At 47.3% G+C, this 12,260-nt stretch carries 10 protein-coding genes; 5 read left to right on the top strand and 5 right to left on the bottom strand.

The window, feature by feature from the left end:
- Positions 1-66: 66 nt before the first annotated feature.
- Both istA and SPIBUDDY_RS07900 read left to right on the top strand, forming a co-directional pair.
- Positions 67-1,326 carry an IS21 family transposase gene (istA, locus tag SPIBUDDY_RS07905; protein ID WP_013607226.1) on the top strand — a complete coding sequence of 420 codons (1,260 nt, stop codon included), beginning with the start codon at positions 67-69 and terminating at the stop codon, positions 1,324-1,326.
- A gap of 15 nt (positions 1,327-1,341) precedes the next feature.
- On the top strand, positions 1,342-2,124 hold the full coding sequence (locus tag SPIBUDDY_RS07900) for an ATP-binding protein (protein WP_013607225.1): 783 nt from the start codon (positions 1,342-1,344) through the stop codon (positions 2,122-2,124).
- Positions 2,125-2,149: 25 nt separating this feature from the next.
- Here the strand turns inward: SPIBUDDY_RS07900 and SPIBUDDY_RS07895 are convergent, their stop codons facing one another.
- Positions 2,150-2,506, bottom strand: coding sequence for a hypothetical protein (locus SPIBUDDY_RS07895; RefSeq protein WP_013607224.1), 357 nt, complete (start codon positions 2,504-2,506; stop codon positions 2,150-2,152).
- Positions 2,507-2,728: 222 nt separating this feature from the next.
- Here SPIBUDDY_RS07895 and SPIBUDDY_RS07890 point away from each other — a divergent pair, with 222 nt between their 5' ends.
- Positions 2,729-4,735: an FAD-dependent oxidoreductase gene (locus SPIBUDDY_RS07890; RefSeq protein ID WP_013607223.1), complete on the top strand. Its 2,007-nt coding sequence runs from the start codon at positions 2,729-2,731 to the stop codon at positions 4,733-4,735.
- Here the strand turns inward: SPIBUDDY_RS07890 and SPIBUDDY_RS15670 are convergent.
- The 3 genes from SPIBUDDY_RS15670 to SPIBUDDY_RS07875 are packed head-to-tail and all read right to left on the bottom strand — an operon-like array spanning position 4,732 to position 7,392.
- Complete coding sequence (locus tag SPIBUDDY_RS15670; protein ID WP_049787859.1) at positions 4,732-5,721, bottom strand: prenyltransferase/squalene oxidase repeat-containing protein; 990 nt, start codon at positions 5,719-5,721, stop codon at positions 4,732-4,734. The genes SPIBUDDY_RS07890 and SPIBUDDY_RS15670 overlap by 4 nt on opposite strands.
- A 38-nt stretch (positions 5,722-5,759) precedes the next feature.
- Positions 5,760-6,686: a metallophosphoesterase family protein gene (locus tag SPIBUDDY_RS07880; RefSeq protein ID WP_013607221.1), complete on the bottom strand. Its 927-nt coding sequence runs from the start codon at positions 6,684-6,686 to the stop codon at positions 5,760-5,762.
- Positions 6,661-7,392 (bottom strand): hypothetical protein, encoded by a 732-nt coding sequence (locus SPIBUDDY_RS07875; protein WP_013607220.1) that lies wholly within the window; start codon positions 7,390-7,392, stop codon positions 6,661-6,663. The genes SPIBUDDY_RS07880 and SPIBUDDY_RS07875 overlap by 26 nt, the downstream gene beginning before the upstream one ends.
- A gap of 164 nt (positions 7,393-7,556) precedes the next feature.
- Here SPIBUDDY_RS07875 and SPIBUDDY_RS07870 point away from each other — a divergent pair, with 164 nt between their 5' ends.
- Positions 7,557-8,300, top strand: coding sequence for a nitroreductase family protein (locus tag SPIBUDDY_RS07870; RefSeq protein WP_013607219.1), 744 nt, complete (start codon positions 7,557-7,559; stop codon positions 8,298-8,300).
- 131 nt (positions 8,301-8,431) lie between these two features.
- On the opposite strand, the gene SPIBUDDY_RS07865 is transcribed toward SPIBUDDY_RS07870, so the two are convergent.
- Complete coding sequence (locus SPIBUDDY_RS07865; RefSeq protein WP_013607218.1) at positions 8,432-11,263, bottom strand: hypothetical protein; 2,832 nt, start codon at positions 11,261-11,263, stop codon at positions 8,432-8,434.
- Between the two features lie 304 nt (positions 11,264-11,567).
- On the opposite strand from SPIBUDDY_RS07865, the gene SPIBUDDY_RS07860 reads away from it, so the two are divergent.
- Positions 11,568-12,260 (top strand): P13 family porin, encoded by a 693-nt coding sequence (locus tag SPIBUDDY_RS07860; RefSeq protein WP_013607217.1) that lies wholly within the window; start codon positions 11,568-11,570, stop codon positions 12,258-12,260.

Genomic DNA, 12,260 nt, shown 5'->3' with positions numbered 1-12,260 from the left:
AAACAGAAATGGGACATGAGGCCCTATACTGGTGGATAGCCAAATCTGCCAAGTAAAGGAGAACACATGTCCCAAGAGATTACACAGGACATACTATCACAAGCAGTGAAAGATGTTATAGCCAAGTTCGGCAAGATGAACCTTGCCGAGCTGGAACGAATGCTACATCTTTCACGTCAACAGTTGAGGCACCTGCAGAAGAATGACTTCAAGCTCATGCCAAACGGGAATACCGGGAAGTCGAAGACGACGAAGATTTCGCCCTTTTCGGAATTCATCAATACTGAATACCTTGCCAAAGGAATCAAGAATTCGTCTGTTATCTTTGATGCACTACGAAGGCAAGGCTACAAAGGCAGCCATACTTCGGTGAAGGCTTACATCAGTAAGCATCTTGACCTGGTGCCTGCCCGCAGGATCCTTGCAGCAAACACGCCAAACCGTGGTCGACGATATGTCACTGAGCCTGGAGAGATGTTCCAGATGGACTGGGGTTTTGTAAATGTTTGCGATAATTACGGCAACATCTGGCAGTGTGCATGCTTTGCAATGGTATGCCATCACTGCGGTCTCCGATACGTGGAGTTCTTTCCGTCAGCCAAGCAGGAGAACCTCTTCATCGGCATGGTACATGCCTTCATGGTGATGGGAGTCCCAAAGACAGTCCTTACTGACAATATGAAAAGTGTTGTGATAAAGAGACTTGGCGATGGGACTCCTGTCTGGAACAAGGAATACGAGGCCTTCCAGACTTTGATCGGATTCAAGACCAAGCTGTGCAAGGTTGCTCATCCCTTCACCAAGGGGGCTGTCGAGCGGCTGATACTCTATGTGAAGCAGAACTTCATAGTCGGAAAGACCTTCACCAACATAACCGATCTCAACAACGAAGCCAGAACTTGGTGTTACGAGAAGAACAACGTCATTACCAGAAGCAGGGATGTCGTACCGATGGAAGAGCACTATAAGCACGAAGCTTTTTCCATCCTTCCTGAAATTGCTCGTCTAATCCCGTATCTTGCTCCCATGAGGACAATTTCTTATGACGGATACGTGAATTACGAGAACAGGATCTACGGTGTGCCCCTCTGCTATTCTGGCAAATTCGTGAGGGTCCAGAGAACGGGTGATGTGCTCAAGATTCTTACTCCTGACACACACGATGAACTCTATGCGCATCACGTGAACTGGTCAAAAAACCGAACAACTGCATCGGACAATGGTCTCTTGAACCGGAGGAACAGCCGACACAAAAAGTCACCTCGACATTGGCATTTGTCCCTCCAAGGGATACAAGTAGGAGGTTTGATAGGTTCTCTATCCTGAAGGAGGATTCGTTCAATGACAAGTGACGAATTTCTCATCGGGTACGAGAAGGCCGTAATGGAGCTGAAATTGCCTTTTTCACCGGATGATTTCCTGGGATGGAGCCTGACTTCTGATGTTACACCAACCGAACTCGACATCTTGGACAGGCTCCTTGGCGCAATGGTTGCGAAGAAGAACGCGTCTTCGATAAGCACTTTGAAGAAGCTTTCGAGAATTCCACAGAAAAATCCTCTCCTGTTCGGCAACTTCAACATGGATCTTCTCAACGAGAAGGCAAAAAGGCAGGTTCTATCATTGAAAAGCCTTTCCTTCATCAGTTCAAAGAGAAATGTAATAATGATTGGACCGACGGGAACTGGTAAAACCCACCTTGCTATGGCCATCGGGAATGAATGCTGCAGCAACAAGATGAAGGCGTACTTCATCAAGATGGATGAGCTGAAAGATAAGTTTCATGATGCGATTGTCGGAGAAAAGACCGGAAAACTCCTGAACGGACTTTCCAAGTATTCCTGCCTTATTGTCGATGAGGTGGGATACTGCAAGCTCAACAGGCAGGAGACGCTTCTGTTCTTCCAATTGGTTGACCGAATAGGACTGAAGGAGACGGGAAGCATTGTTCTTACCAGCAACAAAGATCTTTCTCAGTGGCCGGAAGTGTTTGATGAGGATGATGCTCTTGAATGTGCCATCGACAGACTTTGGGACAAGGCCATCTGCATGACCTTTTCTGGGCAGAGTCACAGAGGTTCGGATAGGGAGCAGATTGAGTTGAACTTCCTCAAGTTCAGATAAAGAAATGAATCTTGGCAGATTTGGTTTATTTACTCTGACTTTGGTTGTGACTGACCCAAATTGGTTCTTTCTTCCTGTCTCCTAATGGTTCAATCCGCCCGACCCTAACATCCAGGTTGATTGCAACCTCAGTAAAACCTGTCTCATCTACCAGGTCTTGGGCATCGTAATAGGTTTGGGGATTGCTCAGAGAGGATACCGAAACAAGATAGGGTGTAGTATCGATTGTGGATGAAAAGAGCGCTGGTTGCCCCGCAGAAGCGGTGAAATCAAAGGCGGCAGGCTCTGCCTGCGTTTGCTCTTTGGTAGCTGTGCAACCGGTGGCACCTACGAGTGCTGCCGCCAGAACCAAAATACTGATCATACGTGTTGGGTGTTTCATTGAATTTGCTCCGTTATTCTTACTATGCACCGTATATACGAGAGGAAAGAATGTGTTGGCAAGCACGTTGCTTGCAACTTCATGAATCTCTATGGATTCACCAAGCACTCTGTGGATTTCTCCAATCAGGGTCCTTTTTAGGGAGGAAAAAAAATCTGTATGAAATACTTGCCACTAGCAACTAAAAGTACTATATTCTGACCGTTACTAGAGGAGAACAGGATGAAAAACCTTTTAATAATCGGTGGAGTTGCAGCAGGAGCTACTGCTGCGGCGAGAGCACGAAGACTTGACAACAACGTCAACATAACTTTGTTGGAAGCAGGAGCAGATGTCTCTTTCGCCAATTGCGGGCTTCCCTATTACCTGGGCAGGGACATTGCCTACCGTTCATCACTGATATTAGCCAGTGAAGAGACATTTCATGACCAGTACCGGGTCAATGTACATACCCATACCCAAGCAGTTGCGATCGACCGTGAAAAGAAAGAAGTAACAGCTCATAATTCCCAAACCGGCGAAACCACCGTATTCCCGTACGATTCCCTCATCCTGGCACAAGGTGGAAAACCCATTGTTCCACCTCTCCCCGGTGTTGATAAAAGCCATGTGTTTCAGTTGTGGACACTCGAAGACATGGACCGCATGGATCGCTATATAACCGAAAAAGAACCCAAGAGGGCCGTGGTAGTCGGCGGTGGTTTCATCGGACTTGAGATGGTCGAAGCTCTGACCAAGCGGGGTATCGCCGTGACGCTGGTTGAAATGGCCAGTCAAGTCATGCCCAACCTGGATGGTGAATTTGCGGGCATGCTTACCAAAGAGCTCCAGGATTACGGGGTAAAACTCAAACTGGGCAAATCACTGCAGTCAGTCGAGGACAAATGTGTGCGTTTAAACGATGGAACGGCCATAGATACTGATTTCGTGTTGCTTTCCGTAGGAGTGCGACCCACGCTGCAATTGGTAAAAGATGCTAATCTGGAACTTGGCACCTGCGGCGGCCTGAAGGTGGACGAGCATCTGCGTACTAGTGACCCTTTCATTTATGCAGCCGGAGACATGATAGAGATTACCCAAAAGGTATCGAAAAAATTAGTGAGGCTTCCGCTTGCAGGTCCTGCAAACAGACAGGGAAGAATTGCAGCAGAGAACGCTCTCGGAGGAAATCATCCGTATACAGGAGCTTTGGGCTCCTCCATTGTGAAAGTGTTTGAAGTGGCAGCTGGTTCTACCGGATTGAGTCTTAAGGCGGCAAAGGACGCCGGCTTTGATGCCGATGCAGTTGTGGTCCACAAGGCCAGTCATACTGCCTACTATCCGGGGTCGGAAAAAGTGAGCCTGATGCTCGTATGGGACAAAGCCTCGAATACCGTACTCGGCGCCCAGGTTGCCGGTCGGGTGGGGGTGGACAAGCGCATCGATGTGGTGGCAACAGCCATTGCCGGCGGCCTTACCATCGATGACCTTGCTGAACTCGACCTTGCCTATGCTCCACCGTTCAACTCCCCCAACGGTCCGGTGAACATGGCAGCGTTTACTGCGATCAACAAGCAGACTGATTTCAGCCCCTCCATCCTTGCCCATGAATTTGAGCAGTTTGTATTGGAACAATCGCCGATCGCCATCGACCTTCGCGACCCGATCAGCTATGCAAAGGCAAACCTGCGCGGTACGAACAACCTCAGTCAGAATGTCCTGCGTGAGAACCTCGATCGCATTCCCAAGGAACAAACCATACTTCTGCTCAGCGACGATGGGCAGAAAGGCCACGTAGCCCTCAGAATGCTCAAAGGTGCAGGATTTGAAAAAGTTTACAACCTCAGTGGAGGGTACATCAGCTTGGAGCGGCATGCTCGTGCAGTAGGGTTTGAACACCTGAGTGTGGGACTGTTCCCGATTGAGAGAAAGACTGTCCACGACAAGAAAGAGGATGTTTCAGAAGGTTTGCAAGCAGAAGCTGCTTGTGAGACCGAGGAGTCTGGTCCGATCATTCTCGATGTCCGTACCCCGATGGAGTTTTCCATGGGTGCATACCCGGGGGCGATCAATGTCGGATTGGATAGTCTTGCCCAGTGGGCGGAAACAATTGAGGACAAGAATCGTGAGATTCTCATCTATTGTGCTTCCGGTGCCCGCTCTAGCTATGGCATGCGCATGCTCAAGCAGATGGGTTTCACCAACGTGGAGAACGGCGGCGGCCTGCATGACATGATGGCTCGCCGCTAAGCAAAGTAATCTACACCGGTGCTTTCAACTGAAGGCACCGGTTTGTCTTTTTCCATGCTTTCACACCTTCGTAAACCTACCTCCGCAGTCTTGGAAGCTTGGGCATATTGCATGAGTATCTGAATAGCCTTTACCGTAATGAACCGGCTGAATTGATGCACCTGCTCAAACTGTACATGAACCTTTCCAGGATGCACAAGCTGTAGATTCCACACTCCATCGTGTTGCTTGCCTACAAGCCAAACCAATGCCTGTTCTATGCTTTCGTTCCAAGGAATTTGAGCGTTTGCTGCAAACTCCAAAAAGCGAAGCAAGTCGTACCGATACCGATACGGGTATGCCATGCGAATGTACCTAGGGTCTTCACCGATGCAGAGATTCCTCTGGTATAAGCACTGAAGGGCTTGCTTGAGGCATGAGTCGATGGATGATGTACCCTGCGTAGCATATCGGTATGCATACAGCCCTTCCAACACACAAATCGTTGTATGGGGATCACCGATCGGTGACGCATAGTCCCAACTGAATCCCCCATCAGGTTTTTGGAAGGAGCGAATACACAAGTCAAGAGCAGCCAGACGTGCATCCTTCGGACAAAAGTAGCTGGCATACGCTAAAAACATCCCGTTGATGGCAATGTCAGAGGGAATGTCACTTTTTGCAAAGTTCAATCCGCCGTCTTTAAGCTGGCACTCGGTGAGGGCTCTTTCAACCATTTCTTTTGCAATTGGATTGGATGGTGCAAGGCCAAGTCCTTTTAGGTCGCAAAGAGTATAATGGGTGCACGTCCACTTGGGTTGATAATACCAGATTCCCCAATACCCATTCTCATTTCTTGCAGAAAGCAGCTGAGCACCAAACCCCTCTGTTTCGATTCTCTTCTGCAGTTGCTCAAGAAGCATGCTCTCAGCTTGCAGCAGGTATCGCTGGGTCTGGTATTGGATTGAGACATCGCCTTGAAGCAGCCATGAAAGGACTTGATTCATAGTCGTAAGCATATACCAGAATTGACTATACCGTAAGCTTATGGCATGCCGATCGTTGCAACGACTTCTTCAGCTATCGTGTTGTCCCGCTTGCTTGCATATTTTACGATGGTAATGCTGTTACTCACAACATCATAGGTGAGCACATACCAGACGGGGAGGGTGTTTTCAATAAGGCTGTCACGCCCATGAAACGACTCACTGACAAATTCGTGGGTGGTATCGGTATATGCATAGAGCTTACTGTCAATATGTAAATGTCCTCCTACATAGAGTCCGACCTTGTTCTTTACCATCGTCTGTACGATGAGGGCCCGTTCAAGGGGATCCTTGAGGGAGAAATAGAACATGTCAGGACCGGCGTAGAGTGGGACATGGGCGCAGAATAGTTTTGGATTCGGATCAGCAGCTACTGCTTCCATCAGGTTATCCAGCTGAGTTTTGCCCAAACTTGCGTTACCGGTGTCCAAGAGGTAGAAGGAGAATCCCTTATGGCTGAAACGGCGGGCAGTGAGGTCATTGATATACTGACTGAACAGAGAGCGGCCATCGCTTCGTACATCATGATTGCCCAGTACTGCATGGTTTGGCAGTGAACGATCAGTCAGTGATTGCAGGAAAGCGGCATACTGGCGATACTCCGACTCAGTTGAATCGGCGGTACCATCGCCTAGGTGCAGGGCAAAATCAAGCGTTCCGGGATAGGCATCCAGCCATGCATAGAACGCATCGAAATCCCAATAGACACCGTCCTCGGCCCTTCCTACATGCAGGTCACTGAACAACAGGAATGAGAATGATTGTCTTTCTTCTGTCGTATTGATGGGTTGGTCGAAAGAACCTCCCGGATGATTGAACTCGATTCTGGAAAACAGGTTCTGTGAGCAACTGGTGCAGAACAGGAGGCTGGTGATGAGAAGAAATAGAATACGGTTCGTATTACTTCTTCGGTTTGTACATGCCATAGACACCTACCTCCTTGGAAGTGATAAGAACCGCCTCAGGGCTTACATCGGAAAGTTGTACGTGGAAATTTCCTCCTACGGTAATCTCCTTACTGAGTTGCAAGGCAAGTTCAGCTCCCACTATGGGGCTGATCGACTGGCAAGCATAATTGAACAAGGTGTTTGTGGTACTAAAGAGCGTCAGGTAGCACCGATCGAAGAAGTTGTAGCCAAGCTTTGCCTTAAGGTACGGACTGGCATTGAAAAGAGGTTTCTCAAGAAAAGGGAAACATGAAGCACTCCCCTGAATGCCGAAGCCAAAGGTGAATGATGCCTTTCTAAGCGTGAATACCTGCTCATACCCTAGTACCAGATCCGTTAGGATGGAGTCGGCTGTGCCAAGGGAAGAATGGAAGTACGATACGACTCCTATGCCTTCGGCAAGCTTGTGGTGTACATACAGACTTATATCTTGTACCGGTTCTCGATTTCTGTATCCGATATCCAGTGTATAGGCTTCATTTTCGAGGGTGAGAACAGCAGAGAGCGCTAGTGTACGCTCCTTAACAACAAAGTCATGCCTTCCAACACCCACTGTGATGGTTTGTATGGCTAGCGGTGATGAAAAAGCTGAAACACAGGGAAAGACCAGCAACAAGAGGAACAACACATACGTGTAGCGCAGGGATTGCAAATTTGATTGGTGTCCAATTACTCTTGTTTGCATAGTGTGTTTTCTGTGATTGTCAGTATATATGAGTATAACCTACAGTCAAGAAAAACAGCTGAAATCTTGTTTTGGCTGTGATAGCAGGGCCTACAATTCAGAGATTTTAACATTTTTGTGGCCAACCGCTTTTGTATATGATAGAGAGAATACGTGAGGTACCCATGCAGGAATACTACGATCAGATCTTCAGACGGAAATCCTTTCACCGGTTCACAAAACCATTCAAGAGTTTGACAGCCGAACAATTGGCACAAATCGAGCTATGCTTTTCAACCGTTAAACCATTAGTCGAAGATATCAGAACACTGCTGCGCATTGTTCCCATCAGTCAGACTTCCTGCAGGCAAGGTGAATATGCCCTGTTGTTGTATAGTGAGCGCAAGCAAGGGTATGCACAGAATATCGGCTACATCGGCGAGCAGTTGGACCTTTTTCTAGCCAAAGAAAATATCGGCGCTTGCTGGTATGGTATGGGTAGGCCGAAAGAACGCGAGTATGAAGGGTTGCATTTTGTCTGCATGCTCTGTATAGCCAATCAGGATGGGGATAGCTTTCGTACAAAAGAGAATAGCCTGAACAGGTTGGAAATACCGGAAATGTGGGAAGGCGAGGGTCGGGGTGACCTCGCTTGCGTAGTGCGGTTGGCCCCCAGTGCCTGCAATACCCAGCCATGGCTGATGGTGCAACAGGGGGATGTTTTACTCGTGCATCGGGTGTTTCGTAAACGAGGGATTATACCTCCCTCATTGGTTTCCTATTATCAAAGCATGGATATCGGAATCTTTCTGCTGTTCCTGGAGCTGGCCTTAGAACACGCAACCACCAAATACTGCAGAACCTTGTATATGGAGGACCAAAAAGACGAGAGGAGCGTGCTTACTGCCCGGTATATACTTCAAAAATAAGCATAGGTGTGGAAAAGAAATTAATTAATCACGTAGAGAAAATACTTTTCTTGAAGGTTATAGAAGAAGTGGTACTCTGCTACCACCACAAAACAATCCCTCCAGGCAGTAACTGCCTGAAGGGTCTTTGATTAGTCTGCAAGCAACACAATGGCGTCATGAGCCTTAAGAACCAACGAATCGGTAACCAGGGTTCCCGAATTGGTCTGTGTATCATAACGGCCCCTGATGCGTCTGATATTGGTCCTGTTCATACTTCCCTTGATTTCACTCAAGCTGAGCGTTTTCTCCTCGTTTGAAGCATTAACCAGAACAATTCCATGTTCAAAATCACGTCGATATACCCCGCAATCAGCAGTGGAAATTCTCAGATTGCTCAATTCCACCGTACCGAATTTTGCAACATTCAGATGGTACATGACCGAGCCCTTACTTTTCACCGTGGTATGGTAGGTAGCACTTCCACTACTTCCTTCCATATTTGAACTCAGATTGTAGTTACCCATCCATTCATCATTGACCGCAAAACTTACAGTGGCAAAATCTGTAGCAGTAGAAAGGTTCTTCCAGTCAAACTCGAGAATAATCTGACGGCTTTCACTGGTTTTGTTGCTGCCTTCATAGAGTTTGAACCACTTGGTTGAGCGATTGCCCAGTACGATTGGTTTGGCTTGCTGATACACCTCTTCCTTATTGCTTACCAGATGCTCGCTCATGGTAAGGGGTTTTCCCAACCATCCCTTATTGGCGGCATCGGTGGTGCTCCAGCCCTGCTTGTCTACTAACATCTCATCGAAGATGAAAGGGGCACTTCTGCCATCTACCAGTGCAAATTCATAGAATGCATCGGTCAACAAGGCTGTTCCCAAAGCGAAGCGATGGAATGCCATATCTGACTCTGTAGCTTCACGTTTATCATTTGGAAGCACCCAATCCTTATACACTGGGGTGCCTTCCAGCACTACAGCCGAGGGTTGGTGGTAGAGGTTCTTTACGTTTTCATACGTATTGATGAAGGATCCCCACTGGCTTTCATTGAATTTGTTCTGATCATACTCCAGATACCACGCATAGTTATAGTTTGGTATAAGTGCACCATTGGTAAACGGTGCAATAACAGGGTCGAGTCCATTTCCGGTAAGAAGAATTTCATTCCAACCGACTTGCTCTCTGATGCTTCTCAACATCGTAAGACTAGCTGAAGCTGTCATTTCAACAATCCACAGCGGAGTCTCATCCTTTTTCAGGTTTCGATTGTAGTCTGCATCGACACGTTTCTTGGTGAACATGCCAGGTATTCTCCAGTTACCCACAGTAAGCGGTTCTTCCAGGAACACTCCATCCCATGTACCGTCCTTAAGCTTTTGGTCGATGGTTGTCTCTGTCCAATATTGGAGGTAGGTCTTGCCTGTATCGTTATAGGGACAGAAAGCGGATACATTGAGTGGGATTTGTGCCCATTCTTCATTGTCGTTGATCACCTCAGCTTTGGAATTCTTCAAGAACCAATCCTTGGAAATACCTTGTACATACTGCTCTTCAGCATTCAACCACGGATTGTATGCAAGGTTTCGCATTTCTTTAGGAAGGTTGACATTGTGCGTCTGTGTTGTGGGTAAGAGCACTATGTTGGGATTGATGGCCTTCAGCCTTTTTGAGAGGGCAGGGTCATTAAAGAGATACAGAGGATGAAGGCTGGTGATTATATCGCTGAGGGCCAGTTGATTTTCAAGTTCAACCAGGCTTATCAGGGGAGTTGAGCCTTGTGCGCTGCCACTTCCATTGTGGGCAGTCCATTCCCCATACACCGTAAAATTGTTTCCCAGTCTTGGAAAAGGCGCCTCAGTAAGAGGATGAACATCCGTAAGTTTCTGCTCAACGGTTACTTGCTTTGAGAGCTGGATATTACTGATTTCCAGCTTGACCTCTTGGTTGAAGGCAACCTCAAGAATATAGATGTCGTCCTGTGAGCCTGTTTTAACACCTCCGGTATAGTGGCCTTCTTTCACCTCATAGCCGGACATGCTGACAGCCCTACGTTCCAAATGTGGTTTACTACCCGAATACAGGCGTATCCAACCAATAATTTCTTCCTGTTTTGGGTTGTTCAAAACCTTGTAATCAAAATCAATGATAATGTTGGTATCGGAGGGGAATTGTACACGTTGTGAATCTGTCCACAACTTGGCAAACCCATTGGTAATCATGCTGAAGCCACCATTCACACTGCTTGAAGGGGCAATGGTGAAATTACCTTCGCTATGCAAGAAAGGAGCATGGGTGTGCACGTTGCCCTTTCCATCCTCATTGGCAACAATAAGGCCGCTATCCAAGTCCTTGATCTGAATATTGGTCACAGCCAACGAACCATTGCTGACCAGATTCATCAAGAGCTGGTAGTCGTCATATTGCTTCAATGTGGCAGTGAAAGCAGCGGTACCGGTACTGCCTGTCGGCTCCTTGAAATACAGGCTCTGTTCAACCCAGTTGTTTTGGTTGGCTCCTGTCTGGGAGAAGAAAATGGTCTCGAATCCTTCACGGGATGCTTCCAGGACTTTGTAATCATACCGTACTTCGTACCGACCATAGGGTCGCAAGTGAAGTACTTGTGGATTGGTTTTAAGGAAGTCGATATACATTTGGCCCCCGGGGTGTGTCCCGGTAATCCAAATATCCCCATCCTGTGTAGGGTAGCTTCCCGCTTTTCCTGCCATGAAACCTTGTGAGGGGCCGCGAAATACCGTATTGAATGTTTCCACGCCCAGGACTTCGTATTCCCTGCCATATCCTGTAGCATCAGGTTGCAAGGAAAGTGGTGATGTCGCCAATTCGTTGAACGTTGGTGAGTACGACAGCGCTACATCAGTCTCTTGTTGTGTATGTGAGCAGGATGTTAAGAACAGCAACAACAGGAGTGTGAACACGAGAAAGGCCTTTGCCTTTGTGTGTGCATACCTGTCCATAATTTGCTCCTTCATCAATAGTAATTGAACATAAATATTGATTCGTCAAGTAGATAAAGCTTTTTAAAAGAAAGAATTAAACGTTTCGATTGGTAGGTAAAGTACAAGGATTTAGTAGTTTCTATCCGTAAATAAGGACAGAATCTTTATAAGAAGGGATTTTACAAAGAACTGAAATACTGGGGATTGAACAGAGGAAATTGTAATTTTTCAACGTCCCGCTATTTCCATATATTAAAAATATTTCCATGGGTACAGGGCTTTCTATGGTACACTAGAAGAACTGTTTTCAAGGAGTAAGGGTATGAAACGCTTTCTCATGTGTTCATTGGTTCTTTTCTTTCTTGTTGTTCCCCTTTGTGCACAGTCTCTTTTGTTGTCGTTGGTGGGTACGGGTTTGGATGCCATGGACACACAGGATGGGATACCTGTTGAGATCGAAGGAGAACGGGTATATCTGGGCGGATCGACCCTTGGCTCCTTGAAAAGAACGTTGAAGAACCATGACTTCGGGCAGCTACCATTTGACCAACGACTGGCACTTTATGAACAGGCACAGATCTCCATTGCTTGGCCGGCCTTCAAAAACCTTTTGGCAGGTTTTGGGAGTGGGTCCAAACTCCAAGGCGACCTTGGTGGTCAACTGTTTGGTCAGATTGCCGATTGGACTGCTGCAACCACCATCGGGGTAGGGTTGGGTACCTATCTGATCGATCTCTTTTTCATTCAGCTCTTTGCAGCATCATCAAATTTTGATGATCCCCTGCAGGATTTTGCTGTGGGCACCATGGCGGTGGGAGCAATCTTTCTCCTCACTGAACGGGTGATTCAAGCAGTATTACCCATTCCCTATGGAGCGAGATACAATAAGACGTTACGTAATGGCCTGGGTGTCTCTAAAGATGGAAGCGATGCCTTGTCTATCAGTGTAGCATTCGTTCCCGGTATGCAGGCCTCACAGCTTGGAATGAAGATAGGTGCTTCAGTCTATTTCTAA

It is taken from the genome of Sphaerochaeta globosa str. Buddy (genome assembly GCF_000190435.1).
In the GTDB taxonomy this organism is placed as follows: domain Bacteria; phylum Spirochaetota; class Spirochaetia; order Sphaerochaetales; family Sphaerochaetaceae; genus Sphaerochaeta; species Sphaerochaeta globosa.
Note: the sequence above shows the minus strand (reverse complement) of the source record. Positions and strands in the feature narration are given on the sequence as shown.